The sequence below is a fragment of the Streptomyces sp. NPDC059398 genome, assembly GCF_042751845.1.
Taxonomy (GTDB): Bacteria; Actinomycetota; Actinomycetes; order Streptomycetales; family Streptomycetaceae; genus Streptomyces.
The window spans coordinates 46,601-66,101 of record NZ_JBHYWP010000035.1 but is presented as its reverse complement, the minus strand read 5'-3'; the positions used below and the strand labels follow the sequence as shown (position 1 = coordinate 66,101).

The window sequence follows — 19,501 nt, the reverse complement described above, 5'->3', positions numbered from 1 at the left end:
GGCCGAATTCGGCCTCGTCACCGTGGAGCGGCCGGACGCCGAACGCGCCGCCGCCCCACGCGAGCCCCGGGCCCCCCCCCCCCGGCCCGTGCGGCCCATGCGGTGCGTCGGGAACGGCCCGTGACATGCGTCGTCCGGGCGGCCCGCGCACGCACGGCCGGTCCGGCTCCGCGCACACGCCACCGGCCCTGAAGGGCTGAGTCCGGGTATCGGCTGTCAGTGCGGGATGGCAGGCTTGTCCCGTGACCGAGATTGACGCAAAAACCGACGCTCTCATCCCCGCCTGGCTGCACCTCCCCGACATCGCCGAGATGTTCGACGTCGAGGTGACTCGGGTACGCCAGCTGGTCAAGGACGGCACGCTGATCGCCGTACGCCGTGGTGAGAACAGGGCGCTCCAGGTGCCCGCCGCCTTCATCGACGGCCCCAAAGTGGTCAAGGGCCTCGCCGGCACCCTGACGCTGCTGCGGGACGACGGCTTCAGCGACGAGGAGATGCTGGAGTGGCTCTTCACCCCCGACGAGACCCTGCCCGGCACGCCCGCGCAGGCCCTGAGCGAGAATCGCGGGACGGAGGTGAAGCGCCGGGCCCAGGCGCTCGCCCTCTGACCGGAGTGTGATCATCTCGTGGTGTACGGCCGGGCCCCGGCCGTACACCACGCCCGTACACCCCGGTCCTCCGCCGTCCAGCGGTCCGTCCGGCCGTCCAGTCCGTCGCCATCCATGGGGGAACGCCCGATGTCCACCGCACCCGCTCCGCTTGCCGACGCCCGGCTGTACCTCTGCACGGACGCGCGCAAGCGCCAGGGCGATCTGCCCGAGTTCCTGGACGCCGTCCTGGCCCATGGTGTGGACATCGTCCAGCTGCGGGACAAGGGCATGGAGGCGGCCGAGGAGCTCGAACACCTCCAGGTCTTCGCCGACGCCTGCCGCAGGCACGGAAAGCTGCTCGCGGTCAACGACCGGGCGGATGTCGCGCACGCCATCGCGTCCGATGTACTGCACCTGGGCCAGGGCGATCTGCCGGTCCCCGCCGCCCGTGCGCTGCTCGGCCCCGACGTGCTCATCGGCCGCTCGACACACGCGGAGTCCGAGGTGGACGCGGCCGCCGCCGAGCCGGGCGTGGACTACTTCTGCACCGGCCCGTGCTGGCCGACCCCCACCAAGCCGGGACGGCACGCACCGGGCCTCGGCCTCGTACGGTACGCGGCGGCGCTCACCACCTCGCGGCCCTGGTTCGCGATTGGCGGGATCGACGCGGACAATCTGGACGAGGTGCTGGACGCGGGGGCGCGCCGGGTGGTGGTGGTCCGCGCGATCACCGAGGCGGACGACCCGGCGGCAGCGGCCGGGGCCCTCGCCTCGCGGGTCAGGGCCCGTACCGAGTAGGCAGCCCGGCCGGAAGGCGGGACGGATCTTCGCGACCGAAACGGATGCGGTGATTCCGACGGGCCCTCCGGAGTGTCCAGGGGTGTCCAAGGGTGTCCGATGGGTGGACAAGTATCTCGCAAATCGGTCATAAGGTCCCGGTGTGGTTGGGGGAGTGCCAGGCCCTGACTAACCTGCCCGTATGGCCTTCGGCACCTCTTCCACCAGAACCGACCGTGCACGGACCGTGCGCGACCTGCTCGCGACCGGCAGGACGCTGTACTCCTTCGAGTTCTGGGCGCCCAAGACGGAGAAGGGCGAGCGGAACCTGTGGAACGCGCTGCGCCGGGTCGAGGCGGTGGCGCCCAGCTTCGTTTCCGTGACCTACGGTGCGGGCGGTTCGTCCCGGGCGGGCACGGTCAGGGCCACCGAGCAGATCGCGTCGGACACCACGCTCACCCCGGTCGCCCATCTCACGGCCGTCGACCACTCGGTCGCCCAGCTGCGCAACATCATCGGCCAGTACGCGGACGCCGGGATCAGGAACATCCTGGCCGTCCGGGGCGACCCGCCCGGTGACCCGATGGGTGAGTGGATCAAGCACCCCGAAGGCGTGATGTACGCCGCCGAACTGGTGCGGCTGATCAAGGAGTCCGGTGACTTCTGTGTCGGGGTCGCGGCCTTCCCCGAGATGCACCCGCGCTCGGACAACTGGGAGAGCGACATCCGGCACTTCACCGACAAGTGCCGGGCCGGCGCCGACTACGCCATCACCCAGATGTTCTTCGACCCGGAGGACTATCTGCGGATGCGCGAGCGGGTCGTCGCCGCGGGCTGCGACACCCCCGTCATCCCGGAAGTCATGCCCATCACCAATGTGCGGCAGCTGGAGCGGTTCGCCCAGCTCAGCAACGCGCACTTCCCGTCAGGGCTGAAAGAACGCATCCACGCGGTCAAGGACGACCCGGCCGCTGTACGCTCCATTGGCATCGAGTTCGCTACGGAGTTCTGCGCGAAGCTGCTCTCCGAGGATGTCCCTGGGCTGCACTTCATCACGCTGAACAACTCCACGGCGACCCTCGAAATCTACGAGAATCTCGGACTGCACAAGCAGTCCTGACCGCCATATCCGCCCCCCGCACGGGGCGGAGGCCGCAGGGAGGGGCGTACATGGGCTGGACGGTCCTCTATGTCGGGTTCGGATTCGTCGCGCTGTGGCTGCTGGGCGAGGTGCTGCTGCAGTACAAGGCCAGACTGCGCTGGCGGCTGCTCGCCTTCACCGGATTCCTCGGCGTGGTCGCCGGTGTGCTCCTGCACTCCGTGCCGGTGATCGTGGTGGGCGCTCTCGCGTTCGCCGTCGGCCAGTTGTACGTCACGCTCTCCTTCCGGCGCGGCTTCTCGACCGGCTGGGCCGTGCGGGGCGCACCCCGGGAGAGCAAGGGCAACAGACGGCGCAGGGCACGCGGCGCGAGCACGGCGAAGGACCCCGCGCCCGATGTCCCGGACCAGGAGTACGAGCAGCCGGGGCAGGAGGGGTACGAGCAGCCGGACGGGGTTCCGCACGGCGGCCACGACAGCGCCTTCGCGCAGCACGGCCAGGATCACGACGGCTACGAGCAGCACGCGTACGGCGGCAGCGGCTACGCGACGGACGAAGGACCGGGCTACCAAGGACCGGGCTACGAAGGGCCCGGCTATGAGGGGGCGGCCTACCCGTCGCGCACCCCGGACTCCGGCACCTCGCCCGGCTCCGCACAGAGCCCCGAGCCCATGGCGGCGGATGTCTACGCTCCGCAGCCGATGCCCGACGACACCGGCCAGTACGGCATATACAGCGACACGGCCTACGGAACCGGGGCGCAGTACGGCACCGGGTACGACCGGAGCGGCCACTCCTCCGACGGCCGGTCCTTCGACGAGTCCTACGAGGGCCAGTCCTTCGACGGCCAGTACGGCTACGGCGGCGAGCAGCAGCAGTACGCGGCCTACTCGGACCCGTACATCGGCGCGGGCCAGTACGGAGCCTCGTACGGAGGCCAGCAGCACTACGCGGATCCGTACGCCGACCCGTACGCCAACGACACCCCGCCCGGCGGGGTCTGGGTCCCGCAGCAGCGCGACACCGAACCGGCATACGGCGCCTTCCCCGGCCCGGAGGACCCCGACCACCCGGCGCAGCAGCCGTACCAGGGCGGCCACACCGACCACGACAACCACAACAACCACACCGGCTACAACGGGCAGCAGCGGTACTGAGAGGGCGGGAAGGCTGCCGGACGCGACGGTGGTCTCGCCCCCCTGTGCGCACGGCCCCTGTGCGTACAGCCCCTGTTGCTCACTGTGAGCCGCGGAACCCCTCGCCCTCGACGATCAGCCCGGCGGCCAGAGCCCCCGACATCCCGGCATGCGCGAGCCCGCCGCCGGGGTGCGACCAGCCGCCCGCCCGGTAGAGGCCGGGCAGCGCCGTCCGGTTGGGGGCGGGCAGCATCCGCCCGTACGCACCGGCCAGAGCCGGTCCGGGCACCTGGAGCGAACCGGTCTCGCGCAGGGTGTCGGCGGGGGTCCGTACCTCCCGCCACAGCACCCGCTCGCGCAGCCCGGGTACGGCAGTCTCCGCGGCAGCCACCACCCGGTCGGCGAGGGCCCCGGCCCGGTCGGCGGTGGCCCAGTGCTCCGTCCCGCCGACGGTCCCGGCGATGACCGGGACCGTGACCGTCAGGGTGAGGGCCTCGTGGCCCGGTCCCGGCACCAGCGCCGGATCGTCCGGGCGCAGCACCGTCACCATCGGCAGGCCGCTCCCTGCGCCGTGCACCACCGTGCGGTGGACGGCGCCGGCCTCCCGCTCCCCGCGCAGCGCCAGGCAGACCACGAACCGGCCGCTCTGTGTATCCGGCTCCTGGAGATGCCCGTGGGCCGGCGGCAGCGGGGCGCCCGCGACCACCTGGTCGGCGTCCACGCTGCCCCCGTCGGCCAGCTCCAGACCGCAGGCCCGGCCGTCCTTCTCGCGTACGTCCGTGACCTCGGCCGAGAACACGAACTCGACCTTCCGCGCCAGACACCGCTCGTACACCGCGTCCGCCAGCGCCCGCATCCCCCCGCGCACGTACCAGCTGCCGAAGGTCTGCTCCATGTAGGGCAGGACGGCCGCCGAAGCGGGCGCCGTCCGCGGGTCGAAACCGTGCGCCAGCGCATAGCTCGCCAGCAGCGCCGCCAGCCGCGGGTCCCGCAGCTCCCGGCTGCCGATCTCGCCGAGCGTATGCGCGGTGCGCCGCAGCAGCCCGGTCCGCAGCGACGGGTACGGATTGCGGCCCAGCGGCGTGGGATCGGCGGGCTGCGGCTCTTCGAGGAGCGGGCGCCTGGTCCTGTCCCAGGCATCCCGCGCCCGGTCCAGGAACGTTCCCCAGCGGGCGCCCGCGCCGGCGCCCAGAGCAGCGTCGAGGGCCGCGACCACCCCGGCCCGTGAGGCGTTCGGCAGCAGGACGTCCGTCCCGTCGTCGAAGAGATGGCGGGCCGCCGGGTCCACCTGGACGAGTTCGACACACTGCTCCAGCGGCTCGCGGCCCGTCTTCACGAACAAGTCGCGGTACACGGCGGGCAGTTGGAGCAGACCTGGCCCGGTGTCGAAGGCGAAGCCGTCCCGCGCGAAGCGGCCCACCGCCCCGCCGTGGGTCGCCGTACGTTCGTACACCGTCACCCGGTGGCCTGCCACGGCCAGCCGGGCGGCAGCCGCCATGGCGCCCATCCCGGCGCCGATCACCGCAATCCGTGCCATGGCGGGAACTTTATCGGTGCCCGGCGCGCCCCTGGTGAGGTGGCGCACGTACGTCTGAGTATCCGTACCTAGAAGTGGAGATGAGTAATTACGCGGATGGGCCCCCACCTGCGAAGACGGCAGAGTGTGAGGCACGGAAGGGGCGCAGCGCCGGCACCGCCGACACGGGGCGGCGGAACGGCGCGGCTCCCCCGACGCGTACGGAATGTACGGGGGAGTACAGCGGGGGAGTACGGGGGAAGCGCCGCTCGGGAACGGCTCGGGAGACCGGGCCTGACCGGGCGGCGCTCTTTCCTTTCCGGCCCTTTCCGGCCGCCCGCCCTCCCCGCTGTCCTTTCCCCGTTCTCTCTTCCGGCGCTCTCTCTTCCGGCGCTCTCTCCGGCCCCTACGCTCCGGGGTCCGGCGGCCGTCAGCGTCCGCTGACGCGCCCGTGCAGCAGCCGCGACAGCGCGGCGTGCACCTCGTCGATCGACCGCTCGGGCTGGAACGCCTGCCAGTCGAGCGCCGCCACCAGCACCATCCCGACCAGGGCCGCGGCCGTCAGCGGGATGTCGATCTCCTCGTTCAGCTCGCCCCCTTCGACGGCGTCCCGCAGTACGTTCTCGACCACGGCCACGGCCTCCTGACGCACCACCAGGAGGGTCGACTGCCAGGCCCTGTTGGTGCGCCACAGCTCTGCCACGTACAGCTGGGTGAAGGCCGGATAGGCGTCGATGAATCCGAGGCCGGACCTGATCATGGCGTCCAGCGCCTCGACCTTGGTGCCGCCGCGCTCCGCCGTGGTGTCGGCCGCGTCCCGGAGCGAAGCGGTGAGGAGCCCGACCCCGTGCCGCAGCAACTCCTCGAAGAGCACGGTCTTGCTCGCGAAGTTGTAGTAGACCGTGCCCTTCGCGACGCCCGCGCGCTCGGCGATCTCCTCCACCGTCGTGGCGGAGAAGCCCTTCTCCGCGATGAGAGTGACGGCCGCCTCGTACAGCTTCTGGCGGGTGGCCTGCCGTCTGGTGCTGGTGTCCATGCTCCCGATTCTCACAGGACTCGTCCGGCCCCGGCCATCTCGCTCACAGGCTGAGCTCCGGATGCAGCCGTTCCATGGTCCACATCTGCTTGCTCCGCGCCGAGAGGGCGGTCAGCGCCAGGGCGCCCGCGGTGAAGGCGAGGAGCACGGCGGAGCCGGTCCAGACCGGGGCCAGGCCGCCGCCCGTGATGAGTCTGCGCAACCCCTCGACCACGTAACTCATCGGCAGATACGGGTGGATGGCGTTGAAGAACGCCGGGCTCGTCTGCACCGGATAGGTGCCGCCGGCCGAGGTCAGCTGGAGCATCAGCAGCGCCAGCACCAGGATGCGCCCGGCCGCTCCGAAGCGGGCGTTGAGCCACTGCACGATCGCGGCGAAGCAGCAGGTCACCAGGGCCAGGAAGCCCAGGGTCCCGGCGGTGCGGGCCAGCTGCAGACCGATCGCCCAGTGCAGCACGGCCATCAGCGCCGCGGTCTGGAGCACCCCGATCGCGGCCACCGGGAGCCAGCCCGCGAACGTGATCCGCCACGCCGACGCGCCCACCGCCAGCGCGCGCCTGCTGAGCGGCTGGATGAGCATGTACGCCACCATCGCGCCCACCCAGAGCGAGAGCGGGATGAAGTACGGGGCGAAGCCCGTTCCGTAATTGGGCGCCGCATGCAGCGACTTGGAGGCCAGCTGCACCGGATCGGCCATCACTCCGGTGCGCCTGTCCCGGTCCTGCTTGTCGTAGTCGGGGATCTTGGACACCCCGTCGTGCAGACCGGTGGCGAGGGTGTCCGCACCGTCGGAGAGCTTGACGATCCCGCTGTGCAGGGTCTGCGCGCCGGTGTTCAGCTTCCCGACGCCGGTGTGCAGCGAGGTGGCGCCGGTCCTCGCCGTCGAGAGCCCGGTGTGCAGCTTCGCCGCGCCGCTCGCGACCCGGTGGGCCCCGCTGTCCAGCTCGTTGACCTTGCCCACGGCCGTGTCCAGGTCGCCCGCGAGGTGCGGGGCGTGCTCCGCCAGGCTGTCCGCCTGCTTCTGGAGCGTGGCGAGCTGCCCGTCGAGCTTCTTCAGATCGCCGTTCTGCTGCTGGACGAGGCCGTTGACGTCACCCGCGATCCGCGCCGTGTCGGCTGCCGCCTTTTTGGCCTTCTTCAGCTGGGGGCAGGCCGGATCGGGGACGGGCGCGCTCTGGCAGCGTGCCCGGTAGACGCTGTCGAGGTCGGTGGAGGCGGTGGCGGCGGCCCTGGCCGCGACCGGGGCCGCCTTCACCAGGGTGGCGAGGTGGTCCCGTACGACCTGGGTGGAGTCGGAGACCAGCCGGGCCGCGTCACCGATGGACTTGCCGTTGTCCTTGAGGAAGGGGCGGACGGCGCTCGCCGCGCCGTTGACCTTCTTCGCGAGGGTCCGGGTGCCCGCGGCGACCTGCTTCGAGCCGGACTGGAGACCGGCCGAGCCCTTGTCGAGCTTCTTGATGCCACCGGCCAGCTTGCCGCTGCCGGCCTTCGCGTCCTTCAGCCCGTCCGCCAGGTCCTCGGAACCCTTCCGCGCCTTGCCGAGGCCCGTGGTGAGGTCGGACGCACCGTCGGCCGCCTTCGCCGTCCGGTCGTGCAGCGTGCCGAACGAGACATAGATACGGTCCAGGAACGTACGGGAGGCATGTGTCGACGCCGATGCCCTGACCTCGGAGAAGACCGTCCGGGAGAGCTGTCCGACGATGTAGTTGTTGGCGTCGTTCGTCCGGACCTGGAGGGCGCCGGTCTCGGGGGACTCGCCCGCGCTCGACGCGACCCGCTCGCTGAAGTCGGCCGGCAGCGTCAGCGACAGGTAGTACGTGCCGTCCTCGACGCCCCGGTGGGCATCGGCGGCGCTGGTCTCGTGCCAGTCGAAGACCTTGCTGTCGCGCAGCCCCCGGGTGATGTCGTCGCCCGCGTGGACCTTCTTGCCCGCGGCTTCGGCGCCCCGGTCGTCGTTGACCAGGGCGACGGGTATCCGGTCGAGCCGTCCGTACGGATCCCAGAACGACCAGAGGTAGAGCGCGCCGTAGAGCAGGGGCAGCAACAGCAGCGCGACGAGGGCGGCGCGCGGGAGCCTGCCCCTGCCGAACCGCTTCAGCTCAAGGGCGGCCAGTCTCGGCGAGCGCATCGGCCGCCCCTTCCTGCTCGGTCCCGGTGTCCTTCACGGTCTCCGCGCCCTTCTCGGTCTGCGTGCTCTTCTGCGGCTCGTCCTGCGGCTGGGCGGCCTGCTGCGCGTTCTTCTGCCGGGCGTTCGTCTTCTGCTGCCGCGCGTCCGCGGTGTCCGCCCGGTCCGCGGCCGGCCGGGTCGAGACGGTGACCGCGCCTTCGGGCGCGCTGCTGCAGACGGCGAGTGTGGTGACACCACTGGCCGCGACGGACCGCAGCAGCTCCCAGGCCGCGTCCCGTTCCGGGCCGGAGAGCTTGAGGTCCGCGTCGTCCACGGCGAGCAGCCGCGGACCGCCCAGCAGGCCGAGCGCCACCGAGAGCCGCAGCGCTTCGAGACGCTCCAGATCCCGTACGGAGGTCCTGCCCTGCTTGGGCAGCGTGGCGGGGTCCAGCCCGGCGGCCTCCAGCGCCGTGCCGATACGGGAGCGGGCCGCCGCCCGTCGCTCGGAGCGGGGCCGCAGCAGAGCGCGGAGCGATCCGCTGTACCGGCGCTGCAGCAGGACGCGCTCGCGCAGATGCTCGTCGACGGTCAGTGCGGGGTCGAGCTCGCTGACACCCGGGACCGGGCCCAGCGCGCTGATCCGGCGCACTTCGGCCGGTTTCCCGGGCAGCCGGAACCCGGCCACCTCGGCATGGCCCTCGCTCGTCCGCATCCGGCCCGTCAGGGCGAGGAGCAGACAGGTGCGCCCGGAGCCCGACGGACCCTCCACCGCGATGAGCGCGCCGGGCTCCGCGTCGACATCCACTCCGCGGAAGGCCCAGCCGTACGGGCCCTTGAGCCCCAGGTTCTCCGCTCTGACAGCTGCCCCGTGCGGGCTGTCCACGACACCCTCCCCTGCCTGCCGATACGCATGTCCCGTGCCAGTCCCGTGCCAGTCCTGCGCCGACCTATGAACTGACCGGTCAGTACAAAAAAGTACGCTGCCTTCCGGGGTCCTCGCAAAGGCCCAGGTCAGGGCTGATTGTCAGTGGTGGGCCGCACGATGGACACAGACGGCCACAGCGCCGTCACACGACGACAGGAGGTTCCGTCATGGCCAGCTCGAATGCCGCACCAGCGCACCGGCACCGTGTCACCGCCCCTGCCCCCTCACTTGCCCCCGTGGCCGCACCCGCCGCACCTGCGGTCGCCCCCGCGCCCACCGGCCCGTCTGCCCCCGCCTCCCCGGTGGCCGCCGGCCCGTCCGTCCCCGCGCCCGCCCCGTCACTCGCCCCGGTCCGCGTGCTCGCCGCGTCCCGCGGCCCGTCCCGCTCCCAGGCCCCGGGGGCTCCGGCTCTCTTCACACCGGCCGCCGCGGTCCCGCCCGCCCGCTCCGCGCCGGGCGGCCCCGCGAGCGACATCCACCCGGTGGCCCGCCGCACCACGGCCCCGGCCGCCGCTCTCGACCTGCTGGCCCAGGCCCGCGCGGGCCTGGCGGAGGCCGCCGGGCTCGACGTACCCAACGAGCGGTATGCCACGGCCCACCTGGCCGCACTGCGCACCGCAGCCGCGGTCCTCGCCTCACGCGCCAGGCCCGAGGCCGTACCGCGCCGGAAGACAGGCGGCACCCGCCGGAGGAACGCCATACGGACCGCCTGGGAGCTGCTGCCGGAGCTCGCCCCCGAGCTGACCGAGTGGAGCGCCCTCTTCGCCTCCGGTGCCGCCCGCCGGGCCAGGGCGGAGGCGGGCATACCGGGCGCGGCGTGCAGCCGCGACGCCGACGATCTGCTGCGCGACGCGGCCATGTTCCTGCGCCTGGTCGAGCGGCTGCTCGCCCTCCAGCCGGTGCTGCCGGAGACCGGTGCGGAGCGCCCGCACACGGGGTGACCAGCGGGAGCTTCGAAGGCAATAGGGTGGAGCCAGTCTTTGCTGTCTACGGCCCGCCGTCCGCGGCGGCACCGCGCCGAGGAGTCAACCGCCGTGTCGGACCAGCTGCGCCCCCGCGCCTCCCTTCGTACCGCCGTGGTGTGGGACGTACTCAAGGACGCCCTCGACCGCAGGGCCGAAGCGACCGGCCGGCCCGCCCTGGACGTGCTCGACACCGGCGGCGGCACCGGGAACTTCGCGGTGCCCGTCGCCCGCCTCGGCCACCGGGTCACCGTGGTGGACCCCAGCCCCAACGCGCTCTTCGGCCTGGAGCGCAGGGCCGCCGAGGCCGGGGTCGCCGACCAGGTGCGCGGGGTGCAGGGCGATGTGCTCGGCCTGTTCGACGTGGCGGAGCGCGGCGGATACGACGCGGTGCTCTGCCACGGCGTCCTCGAATACGTGGAGGACCCGGCCGAGGGCGTCAGGAACGCGGTGGACGCCCTCCGCCCCTCCGGTGCGCTCAGCCTGCTCGCCGCCGGGCTCGGCGGCGCCGTCCTGGCCCGTGCGCTCGCCGGGCACTTCAGTGAGGCCAGGCAGGCCCTGACGGACCCGGCGGGCCGCTGGGGCGACGGTGACCCGGTGCCCCGCCGCTTCACCGCGGAACAGCTCACCGGGCTGGTCACCACGGCCGGTCTGGAGGTCGGTGCCGTGCACGGTGTACGGGTCTTCGCCGACCTCGTTCCCGGGGTCCTGGTCGACACCGAGCCGGGCGCCCTGGAAGCCCTGCTGAAGCTGGAAGCGGCCGCCGCGGAACTGCCCGCCTTCCACTCGGTGGCCACCCAACTGCACGTTCTGGGCCAGAAGCAGGCCTGATCAGCGGTGCAGTGATGCACGGAGTGGCAATCAGGCCCCCCGTACGGGGGCTAGTCCCCGTATGATCGGGGTAACCATCCGGCATGACGGTCCGGCCGTCGGGGACAACACGTCCCGACAGCTGTGCCTGCATGGCGGCCCGGATGGTGAATTGGCGTAGAGGGCGGGTTTCACGGGGGCGAATCCCTGCCTATTCTGAAAGGGCCGCATCACGGTCGTACCCCGCGACCGACGAGTAGGAGGACTCCGTGCCGCTCTCGGAGCACGAGCAGCGCATGCTCGAGCAGATGGAGCGAGCGCTGTACGCCGAAGATCCCAAGTTCGCGACAGCGCTTGAGGGAAGCGGGATGCGTACGTACACCCGTCGCCGGGTGTACCAGGCGATCGCTGGCTTTCTGGTGGGTATCGCCCTCCTCATGGCGGGAATGGTCGCCCAGCAGATCTGGATCAGTGTGGTGGGGTTCCTCGTCATGCTCGGCTGCGCAGTGCTTGCGGTCACCGGATGGCGCAAAGCGCCCAAGCCCGGTGAACAGCAACAGGCCGGAGCCGGAGGCCCGGCCCCGGGCCGGCAGGCCAGGAAACACCGTTCTGTGATGACCCGCATCGAGGAGCGGTGGCAGCGCCGCCGCGACGAACAGGGGCACTGACCGGTCCGTTCACCGGCGCGACGCACGGCGGACGCGGGTCCACCACGCAGTCGGATCCACCCGGACGTACGCGACGGAATCGGCGACTGAGGGGCGTCCGCCCGAAAGCGGTCGCCCCTCAGCCATGTGCGGCCGAGGCAGCGGACGGACCGTCTCAGCGGGCTCAGCGGGCGGCCCGGCTCAGCGGGCAGGAGCTCAGCCGCGTTGCCGGGAGGGCCGCAGACGGGCCACCCACCGGGCCGTCCCCGCACGGCGCCGGCCCCAGCGGTCCGCCGCATGCTCCCGGCGCCGGGACAGCTCCCAGACCACCCGTACGGACGAGCGCGGCGCCAGCGTCGCCCGCAGCCGTGCCGTTCTGCCCGCACCGGCCCGCAGCGCGGCCCTGATCAGCTGGACGTCATCCGTGAGGCCGCCCGGCTCACCGGCCCGTGGCGCGTACAGCACCTGCTCCACCGCGTGCGCGGCCCGGTGGACCGCGTCGGCCGCCGGGCCCGCAAGCTGCCCGGTCCAAACGATCCGGTCCGCCGACTTGCGCGGGGTCAGGGAGTCGTCCGGCTGGAGCCCGTAGTCCCAGGCCGAGTCGGTGATCTCCCGCCAGGCCGACAGGGTCCGCTCCGCGGCGTCCTCCGGTGTCCGCCCGCCGGACCCCAGCCGCCGGGCCCGCGCCCTGGTCCGCCAGAACAGCGGCAGCAGGAGCAGCAGGACCACCACCAGCAGCAGCAGCGCCAGCCCCGCGCCCACCGCGGCGCCGTGGCCCGAGCCCCGGTCGACGGGCGGCACGCCGCTGCCCTGCGCCGCCGTCCCGCACCCGCTGAGCTTGCGCAGCTGCGGCGGGCAGGAGGACGTCGCGGACGGAGCCGTCTCGGGCGCGGCCGACGACGTGGCCCGGGGCTGCGCCGGTGACGCAGGACCGTCGGACGAGTGGTCCGCCTGGGTGTAGGAGGGTACGGAGCCACGGGTGGGTGTCGGCTCGAAACGCGTCCAGCCCACGCCCTGGAAGTACAGCTCGGGCCAGGCATGGGCGTCGCGCAGCCCGACCGACATCGTGCCGTCCGGCTGAGCGGTGCCCGGAGTGAAGCCCACCGCGACCCGGGCCGGGATGTGCAGCGTCCTGGCCATCGCCGCCATCGTGAAGGCGAAATGGACGCAGAAGCCCTGCTTTTCCTTCAGGAACCGGGCTATGGCGTCGGTACCGGTGCCCGACTGCACCTGGGTGTCGTAGGTGAAGCCGCCCTCCGACGCGAACCAGTCCTGCATCCTGACCGCGCGCTCGTAGTCGTTGGCGGCGCCCTTCGTCACCTGCTCCGCGGTCGACTTCACCACGCCGGGCAGCGATCCGGGCACCTCCGTGTACTCCCGCAGCAGCGCCGCGGGCGGCGGCGGGGCCGAGGCGAGCTGGGCCGGTGTCGGCTGGACGACCAGGCTGTCCACGCCGTACTCCGCACCCCGGGTGGTCTGCCCGCGGTCGCCGACGAGTGTCCGCCCGGCCGGTTCGTAGCGCCAGCGGCCCCTGATGTCCACCTTCGTCGCCGGGTAGGGGAGCGGCAGCCAGTTCTGCGCGTACCAGCCGGCCGCCGAGATATTGGTCCGCACATCGGTGGTGGCCACGTCGGAGCCGAGCCCCTCCGGCCGGGGCAGCTCCTTCGGGACGTCCTTGATCCGGCGCTCCGACGACTTCCAGGAGGTGCCGTCGAACTGGTCGAGCGCGACGATCCGCAGATACATCCCGTCGGTGTCGGCCGCGTTGGTGCGGTAGCGCATCACCTCGCGGTCGTCGGACTGGGTGAGGCTGTTCTGCAGCGAGACCAGCGGGTTGACCGCGGAGATCGTCCCGCCGCCGCCCCCGGGGCCGGTGCCGCGCCCCGCGCCGCCGAGCAGCCCGGTGTCCATCGCGGGCAGCGCCGCGGGGACCACCAGGGCGAACCCCAGCGCCACCGCCCCGATGCGCCGCCCCGTACGGACCGGCGCCGACGGGCCGCCACGGCTCGCGGAATTCCCGGCTCCGTGCCCGCGCGACGAGCCGCCGAAGACCCGCCCCCACTGGGAGAGCCGCTCCCTGCTCTCGGCCAGCAGGAGCAGCAGGAAACCGGCGGCCGCGAGGACGAACCACAGCCAGGCGGCGCTGTTCTGCGCGATACCGGCCGCCACCGAGTACAGCGCGAGCAGCGGCAGTCCGGCCGACGCGGCGCTCCGGAACGTCACCGCCAGCGTGTCCACCAGCAGCCCGACCACCAGCACTCCGCCGAACAGCATCAGCCGGATGTTCACCGTCGTCGGCGCCGGGATCGAGTACTGCCCTATGTCGTCGGCGCCCGCCCGCAGCATCGCCCCGAAATGCTCCACGGCCTCCGGGCCGGGCACGATGCCGCCGAGCGCCTGCCCCCGTGCGAAGACCACCGTGAGGATCAGCAGCGCGGCCACCGCCTGCGCCGCCACCGTCAGCGGACGCGCCAGCGGAACCCGTCGCGCCAGCGCGCCCACCCCGCTCTGCACCGCCAGCAGCAGGGCGGCCTGAATGATCCAGGTGACCGGCTGGACCAGCGGCAGCAGCGTGCACGCGGCCAGCATGGTGGCCGCGTAGGCGCACAACGCCAGTCGCGCAGGGCCGCTCATGACCATCCCCCTGTGCCTGTGCCTGTGCCTGTGCCTGCGCCGCCGGTGCCAGTGTCTGCGCCGATGCCGCCGTTGTCAGTACCCGTACCCGTGCCCCTGCCGGCGCCGGCAACCGTTCCGGCGCCGCTTCCCGGCGGAGCCGCGCCCGTCCCCGTCGCCCGAGTGCCGCTCCCCGCCCCCGCCGTGCCGCCGTGCCAGGCCGCCGGGCCCGTACCACTGCGCTGCTGCCCGGCCCGGCGCCACAGCTCGCCGAGCACCGCCCCCGGCCCGGCCTCCAGCGCCGTCCACCCCACATCCCGCAGCAGTTGCAGCGTCCGGGTGTCGTGCTCCGCCTCCCCGTACACCCAGGCTTCGCTGTTCAGTACGAAGGCGACGGCCGCCCCGCTGCGCTGCCGCATCCGGGCCGCCACCGCGGCCTGCTCCTCGTCGAGACGGCCGAAGAAGGCGATCAGCAGCCCTTCGTTCCCGCCGCGCAGCACATCGTAGGAACGGGAGAGACCGGTCCCGTCCGAGTGCCCGACGACGGCGAGAGTGTCCATCATCAGCCCGGCGGAGTCGGCGGACTCCTGGGTGGCCCCGGCGAATCCGCCCGAGCTCTCGCCCGGCACCGAGCTGCCCGTGTCCGTCAACAGCCGTACCGAGAAGCCCCGTTCGAGAACGTGCGCCAGCGCCGACGCCGCACCCGAGACAGCCCACTCGAAGGCCGAGTCCGGCCCCGCGCCCAGATAGGCGGTCCTGCGGGTGTCGAGCAGCACCGTGCAGCGCGCCCGCTGCGGCTGCTCCTCGCGGCGGACCATCAGTTCGCCGTAGCGGGCGGTGGAGCGCCAGTGCACCCGGCGCAGATCGTCGCCGTGCCGGTAGCCGCGCGGGATCACGTCGTCCTCGCCGGCCAGTGCGAGCGAGCGCTGTCTGCCGTCCCCGTACCCGGCCGCCTCACCGGTCAGCCGGACCGGTGGCAGCGGCTCGGTCCTGGGAATCACCGTCAGATCGTCGTGCGCGCTGAACGACCTGGTCAGCTCGCACATCCCGAACGGGTCCGTGAGCCGCAGCTGGAGCGGCCCCAGCGGGTAGCGGCCCCGCAGATCCGACCGGACCCGGTACGACACCTCGCGCCGCCCGCCCGCCTCCACCCGGTCCAGTACGAAACGGGGCCGCGGCCCCAGCACGTACGGCACCCGGTCCTGGAGCATCAGCAGCCCGGTGGGCAGCCGCGAGACGTTGTCCATCCGCAGATGGACGCGGGACTCGGACCCCGCCGGAACGCGGGCGGGGGAGAGACGTCTGCTGGCCGCGACGCGGTACCGCGTACGGAACAGCACGGCCACGCACACCAGCGGCAGCACCGCGAGCAGCAGTCCCACTCGCAGCAGATCGCTCTGGCCCAGGACATACGCGCAGACCCCGGCGGCGACACCCGCCGCGATGAACGACCGCCCCCGAGTGGTCAGCCCCGACAGCGCGGTGCGCAGCCGGCCCCCGTCCTCCTCGTCGGCGGCGGTCGGAGCACCCCCCGCGGCCATCACAGCCGCCGGGCGCCGGGCCGCTGGTCGCCGGAGGCCGTGTACGCGGGAACGGGCGTCCGCTGGAGGATCTCCAGGACGACCTGCTCAGCGGTACGGCGGTTCAACTGAGCCTGGGCCGTGGGCAGCAGCCGGTGCGCCAGCACCGCGACGGCCAGCCCCTGGACGTCGTCGGGCAGCGCGTACTCCCGGCCGCTCAGCGCGGCCGACGCCTTGGCGGCCCGCAGCAGATGCAGGGTGGCGCGCGGTGACGCGCCGAGTCTGAGGTCCGGGTGGCTGCGGGTGGCCGACACCAGCTGCACCGCGTACCGGCGCACCGCGTCGGCGACATGCACCTCGCGCACCGCTTCGATGAGCTTGAGGATCTCGTGGGCGTGTGCCACCGGCTGGAGGTCGTCGAGCGGTGAGACACCGCCGTGCACATCGAGCATCCGCAGCTCGGCCTCGGCGCTCGGGTAGCCGATCGAGACCCGTGCCATGAACCGGTCGCGCTGCGCCTCGGGGAGGGGGTAGGTGCCCTCCATCTCCACCGGGTTCTGCGTGGCGACCACCATGAACGGGCCGGGCAGCTCGTACGTCTGCCCGTCGATGGTGACCTGGCGCTCCTCCATCGATTCGAGCAGTGCCGACTGGGTCTTGGGCGATGCGCGGTTGATCTCGTCACCGATCACGATCTGCGCGAAGATCGCCCCCGGCTTGAACTCGAAGTCGCGCCGCTGCTGGTCGAAGATCGAGACACCGGTGATGTCCGAGGGCAGCAGGTCGGGGGTGAACTGGATACGCCGCACCGAGCAGTCGATGCTGCGGGCCAGCGCCTTGGCCAGCATGGTCTTGCCGACGCCCGGCACATCCTCGATGAGGAGATGCCCCTCGGCGAGCAGCACGGTCAGCGAGAGCCGTACGACCTCGGGCTTGCCCTCGATCACACCCTCCACCGACCCGCGGACGCGCTCCGCCGTGGTCGTCAGATCTGTGAGGCTCGCTCGATCGTCATAGGTCGTCACCCGGCCCTCCTCGGCCCTACTCCCGCGCTCCTGAGAAGCAGGGGATACCCCATTCACGGGCCGGGGCACTCGCGTACGGCCCGGCCCAACCCCGGACAGCTGACGCCCCGCCCGGAGCGATCCGGACGAGGTGCCGCCTCCGCATTGTTGTTGCCGTTACCGCTTCGTGTCACTCGCCTGTGGACAAGTGGGCGGGATATGTCGTGGGTTGCCATATTTTCGTCCTGCTTCGAGGGTGCGAACGGCAGCCCGGCGGCTCACTCCTGGGAGTCGCCGGCGGCCGGGTCGATCTCGCGCAGGAGGCCCTCCCGCACATCGAAGACGAAGCCCCGCACATCCTCGGTGTGCAGCAGGAACGGAGAGGTCCGCACCCGCTGCATCGACTGGCGCACGTCCTGGTCGACATCGCGGAAGGACTCCACCGCCCACGCCGGACGCTGCCCGACCTCCTCCTCCAGCTCGACCCGGAAGTCCTCGGTGAGGCTCTCCAGACCGCACGTGGTGTGGTGGATCAGGACCACGCTCCGGGTGCCCAGGGCGCGCTGGCTGATCGTCAGCGACCGGATGACGTCATCGGTGACCACACCGCCCGCGTTGCGGATCGTGTGGCAGTCGCCGAGGTCGAGTCCGAGGGCCTTGTGCAGGTCGAGCCTGGCGTCCATGCACGCGACCACGGCCACCTGGAGTACGGGGCGTGCGTCCATACCGGGATCCTCGAACGCCCCGGCGTACTGCCGGTTGGCCTCGACGAGCCGGTCGGTCACCGTTCCGCCGTCAGGCACGGACGGGTGCGGACGGGAGGGGCTGGGTTCTGCGGGAGAGTGCGCAGCAGTCGACATGCGTATGACGGTAGCCGCCGTTGATCGAACGGTCCTGTCAGGGGGCCCGGAAAAGAGTGTCAACCCGGACTGCTGTGACCTAATCCACAGCCGACGGGACCAGTACCCCGTCCGGGTGAAAACCGGAGCCCGCGGCACGCTGGGCGGTTGATTGACCGGGGGGACGAGTGGACTAAAGTGGCGCGAAGTGGGAGGCGTGAGCGTCGTCACGTCCTGCACGGGCGCACTCCTCACGGTCACTCACCGCAGGCACACCTGCTTGACGGACACACCCCGCACACCCGCGCAACACCCGCGCATGCGCGGCGTACGTACGGCTCGGCCCTCTCCCGCTCGCCGGCCGGCCGACGCCCTTCCCGGCGCCGGCGGACCGTCCCCTTCCGAGCGGGCGGGGACCTGGCAGTACGTCCGACCGCGCCGTACCTGAGAGGGCGCATGAGCCAGTCCCGACATGTCCCGGTGATGCTCCAGCGATGCCTGGACCTGTTGGCCCCGGCCCTCGCCCAGCCCGGGGCGGTCGTCGTCGACTGCACCCTGGGCCTCGGCGGCCACAGCGAGGCGCTGCTCTCGACCTTCCCCGCGGCCCGGCTGATCGCGCTCGACCGGGACAAGGAGGCCCTGCGGCTCTCCGGCGAGCGGCTCGCTCCGTACGGCGACCGGGCCACCCTGGTGCACGCCGTCTACGACGAACTGCCCGAGGTCCTGGACCGGCTCGGGGTCCCGCGCGTCCAGGGAGTCCTCTTCGACCTCGGTGTCTCGTCGATGCAGCTGGACGAGGCCGACCGCGGTTTCGCCTACGCCCAGGACGCCCCGCTCGACATGCGGATGGACCAGACGACCGGCATGGGCGCGGCCGAGGTGCTGAACACCTACCCGCCCGGCGAACTGGTCCGGATCCTGCGCGCGTACGGCGAGGAGAAGCAGGCCAAACGCATCGTCTCCGCTGTCGTACGGGAGCGTGAGCGGGAGCCTTTCACCAACAGCGCCCGGCTGGTCGACCTGATCCGCGACTCCCTGCCGCAGGCCGCCAAGCGCACCGGAGGCAACCCGGCCAAACGCACCTTCCAGGCGCTGCGTATCGAGGTCAACGGCGAACTCACCGTTCTGGAGCGGGCTGTCCCGGCCGCGGTGAAGTCCCTCGCGGTGGGCGGGCGCATCGCCGTCCTCTCCTACCACTCGCTTGAGGACCGGCTGGTCAAACAGGTCTTCGCGGCAGGCGCCGCCAACACGGCACCCGCCGGTCTGCCGGTGGTGCCCGAGCGCTTCCAGCCGCGCCTCAAACTCCTCACCCGCGGCGCGGAACTCCCTGCGGAGGAGGAGGTCGCGGAGAACCGGCGCGCGGCGCCCGCCAGGCTGCGGGGTGCGCAGCGCATCCGCGAGGAGGCGCTGTGAGCAAGCCGCCCCGGCAGCTCAAGGGCCGGGCCGCGCGCCTCGCCGCACTGCTGCCCGCCGGACCGGGCCGGGCGGCCAGGATGCCCTTCGTCCTGCTGGTCGTCGTGCTGCTCGGGGGAGGTCTGATCACGCTTCTGCTGCTCAACTCGGCGCTGAACGAAGGTTCCTTCAGGCTCAGCAAGGACCAGAAGAAGATCACCGAGCTGACCGACGAGGAACAGGCCCTGCAGCGGGACGTCGACGGCCGTGCCGCGCCCGGTGCGCTGGAGAAGCGGGCCCGCGAACTCGGCATGGTGCCGGGCGGCGGCCCCGCCTTCCTCGGCCCCGACGGCAAGGTCCTGGGCCGCGCCGAGGAGTCCACGGCGCGGCCCGCGCCCCCTTCGCCCACCTCGACGCCGTCCCCCACCTCCTCGGCACCGGCCACGACTCCGTCGGACGGCGCCCCCTCCGTGCCGGCCACGCCGACGGGCACGACAACATCGCCGACCCCGACCCCCGGCAGGTGAC

Annotated in this window: 17 protein-coding genes; 9 read left to right on the top strand and 8 right to left on the bottom strand. The window is 72.4% G+C overall.

From position 1 onward, the window contains the following. Nucleotides 1–242 precede the first annotated feature (242 nt). From ACFXBC_RS15490 to ACFXBC_RS15475, 4 genes are all read left to right on the top strand, one after another. Nucleotides 243–608, top strand: coding sequence for an Rv2175c family DNA-binding protein (locus tag ACFXBC_RS15490; RefSeq protein WP_385023722.1), 366 nt, complete (start codon nucleotides 243–245; stop codon nucleotides 606–608). Nucleotides 609–737: 129 nt separating this feature from the next. Beyond that, nucleotides 738–1,388, top strand: a complete 651-nt coding sequence (thiE, locus tag ACFXBC_RS15485; RefSeq protein WP_385023720.1) for a thiamine phosphate synthase — start codon at nucleotides 738–740, stop codon at nucleotides 1,386–1,388. Nucleotides 1,389–1,569: 181 nt separating this feature from the next. Continuing rightward, a complete protein-coding gene (gene metF, locus ACFXBC_RS15480) occupies nucleotides 1,570–2,487 on the top strand; it encodes a methylenetetrahydrofolate reductase [NAD(P)H] (protein ID WP_385023719.1) in 918 nt (305 codons plus the stop codon). Nucleotides 2,488–2,537: 50 nt separating this feature from the next. Further along, the gene (locus tag ACFXBC_RS15475) at nucleotides 2,538–3,623 is read left to right on the top strand and encodes a hypothetical protein (RefSeq protein ID WP_385023717.1); all 1,086 of its coding nucleotides are present in this window, start codon (nucleotides 2,538–2,540) and stop codon (nucleotides 3,621–3,623) included. A gap of 79 nt (nucleotides 3,624–3,702) precedes the next feature. Here the strand turns inward: ACFXBC_RS15475 and ACFXBC_RS15470 are convergent, their stop codons facing one another. The 4 genes from ACFXBC_RS15470 to ACFXBC_RS15455 form a co-directional block, all read right to left on the bottom strand. Then, nucleotides 3,703–5,139 carry a phytoene desaturase family protein gene (locus tag ACFXBC_RS15470; RefSeq protein ID WP_385023715.1) on the bottom strand — a complete coding sequence of 479 codons (1,437 nt, stop codon included), beginning with the start codon at nucleotides 5,137–5,139 and terminating at the stop codon, nucleotides 3,703–3,705. A 409-nt stretch (nucleotides 5,140–5,548) separates the two neighbouring features. Beyond that, a complete protein-coding gene (locus ACFXBC_RS15465) occupies nucleotides 5,549–6,154 on the bottom strand; it encodes a TetR/AcrR family transcriptional regulator (protein ID WP_385023713.1) in 606 nt (201 codons plus the stop codon). Nucleotides 6,155–6,197: 43 nt separating this feature from the next. Further along, nucleotides 6,198–8,282: a YhgE/Pip family protein gene (locus ACFXBC_RS15460; RefSeq protein WP_385023711.1), complete on the bottom strand. Its 2,085-nt coding sequence runs from the start codon at nucleotides 8,280–8,282 to the stop codon at nucleotides 6,198–6,200. Beyond that, nucleotides 8,254–9,144 (bottom strand): ATP-binding cassette domain-containing protein, encoded by an 891-nt coding sequence (locus ACFXBC_RS15455; RefSeq protein ID WP_385023709.1) that lies wholly within the window; start codon nucleotides 9,142–9,144, stop codon nucleotides 8,254–8,256. Before ACFXBC_RS15455 ends, ACFXBC_RS15460 begins: the two co-directional genes overlap by 29 nt. Before the next feature lie 398 nt (nucleotides 9,145–9,542). Here ACFXBC_RS15455 and ACFXBC_RS15450 point away from each other — a divergent pair, with 398 nt between their 5' ends. The 3 genes from ACFXBC_RS15450 (at nucleotide 9,543) to ACFXBC_RS15440 (ending at nucleotide 11,626) form a co-directional block, all read left to right on the top strand. Beyond that, entirely contained in the window at nucleotides 9,543–10,127 is a 585-nt protein-coding gene (locus ACFXBC_RS15450; protein ID WP_385023728.1) for an SAV_6107 family HEPN domain-containing protein, read from the top strand. Nucleotides 10,128–10,220: 93 nt separating this feature from the next. Further along, nucleotides 10,221–10,979 (top strand): methyltransferase, encoded by a 759-nt coding sequence (locus ACFXBC_RS15445; protein ID WP_385023707.1) that lies wholly within the window; start codon nucleotides 10,221–10,223, stop codon nucleotides 10,977–10,979. Nucleotides 10,980–11,227: 248 nt separating this feature from the next. Then, a complete protein-coding gene (locus ACFXBC_RS15440; RefSeq protein WP_385023706.1) occupies nucleotides 11,228–11,626 on the top strand; it encodes a DUF3040 domain-containing protein in 399 nt (132 codons plus the stop codon). A 195-nt stretch (nucleotides 11,627–11,821) separates the two neighbouring features. Here the strand turns inward: ACFXBC_RS15440 and ACFXBC_RS15435 are convergent, their stop codons facing one another. The 4 genes from ACFXBC_RS15435 to ACFXBC_RS15420 form a co-directional block, all read right to left on the bottom strand. Continuing rightward, a complete protein-coding gene (locus ACFXBC_RS15435) occupies nucleotides 11,822–14,239 on the bottom strand; it encodes a DUF3488 and DUF4129 domain-containing transglutaminase family protein (RefSeq protein WP_385023704.1) in 2,418 nt (805 codons plus the stop codon). Beyond that, nucleotides 14,236–15,759 carry a DUF58 domain-containing protein gene (locus tag ACFXBC_RS15430; protein ID WP_385023702.1) on the bottom strand — a complete coding sequence of 508 codons (1,524 nt, stop codon included), beginning with the start codon at nucleotides 15,757–15,759 and terminating at the stop codon, nucleotides 14,236–14,238. The genes ACFXBC_RS15435 and ACFXBC_RS15430 overlap by 4 nt, the downstream gene beginning before the upstream one ends. After that, nucleotides 15,759–16,763, bottom strand: a complete 1,005-nt coding sequence (locus ACFXBC_RS15425; protein ID WP_385023700.1) for an AAA family ATPase — start codon at nucleotides 16,761–16,763, stop codon at nucleotides 15,759–15,761. The genes ACFXBC_RS15430 and ACFXBC_RS15425 overlap by 1 nt, the downstream gene beginning before the upstream one ends. Nucleotides 16,764–17,020: 257 nt before the next feature. After that, complete coding sequence (locus ACFXBC_RS15420) at nucleotides 17,021–17,602, bottom strand: beta-class carbonic anhydrase (protein WP_385023698.1); 582 nt, start codon at nucleotides 17,600–17,602, stop codon at nucleotides 17,021–17,023. 435 nt (nucleotides 17,603–18,037) lie between these two features. Here ACFXBC_RS15420 and rsmH point away from each other — a divergent pair, with 435 nt between their 5' ends. Both rsmH and ACFXBC_RS15410 read left to right on the top strand, forming a co-directional pair. After that, the gene (rsmH, locus tag ACFXBC_RS15415) at nucleotides 18,038–18,994 is read left to right on the top strand and encodes a 16S rRNA (cytosine(1402)-N(4))-methyltransferase RsmH (RefSeq protein WP_385023696.1); all 957 of its coding nucleotides are present in this window, start codon (nucleotides 18,038–18,040) and stop codon (nucleotides 18,992–18,994) included. After that, nucleotides 18,991–19,500 (top strand): hypothetical protein, encoded by a 510-nt coding sequence (locus ACFXBC_RS15410; protein ID WP_385023694.1) that lies wholly within the window; start codon nucleotides 18,991–18,993, stop codon nucleotides 19,498–19,500. Before rsmH ends, ACFXBC_RS15410 begins: the two co-directional genes overlap by 4 nt. Nucleotide 19,501: the final 1 nt, after the last annotated feature.

What these genes read in the sequence shown, in the direction of transcription:
- thiE (WP_385023720.1), top strand. Translation starts at nt 738, where the DNA reads ATGTCCACCGCACCCGCTCCGCTTGCCGACGCCCGGCTGTACCTCTGC.
- metF (WP_385023719.1), top strand. Translation starts at nt 1,570, where the DNA reads ATGGCCTTCGGCACCTCTTCCACCAGAACCGACCGTGCACGGACCGTG.
- ACFXBC_RS15475 (WP_385023717.1), top strand. Translation starts at nt 2,538, where the DNA reads ATGGGCTGGACGGTCCTCTATGTCGGGTTCGGATTCGTCGCGCTGTGG.
- ACFXBC_RS15470 (WP_385023715.1), bottom strand. Translation starts at nt 5,139, where the DNA reads ATGGCACGGATTGCGGTGATCGGCGCCGGGATGGGCGCCATGGCGGCT.
- ACFXBC_RS15465 (WP_385023713.1), bottom strand. Translation starts at nt 6,154, where the DNA reads ATGGACACCAGCACCAGACGGCAGGCCACCCGCCAGAAGCTGTACGAG.
- ACFXBC_RS15460 (WP_385023711.1), bottom strand. Translation starts at nt 8,282, where the DNA reads ATGCGCTCGCCGAGACTGGCCGCCCTTGAGCTGAAGCGGTTCGGCAGG.
- ACFXBC_RS15435 (WP_385023704.1), bottom strand. Translation starts at nt 14,239, where the DNA reads ATGAGCGGCCCTGCGCGACTGGCGTTGTGCGCCTACGCGGCCACCATG.
- ACFXBC_RS15430 (WP_385023702.1), bottom strand. Translation starts at nt 15,759, where the DNA reads ATGGCCGCGGGGGGTGCTCCGACCGCCGCCGACGAGGAGGACGGGGGC.
- ACFXBC_RS15420 (WP_385023698.1), bottom strand. Translation starts at nt 17,602, where the DNA reads ATGTCGACTGCTGCGCACTCTCCCGCAGAACCCAGCCCCTCCCGTCCG.
- rsmH (WP_385023696.1), top strand. Translation starts at nt 18,038, where the DNA reads ATGAGCCAGTCCCGACATGTCCCGGTGATGCTCCAGCGATGCCTGGAC.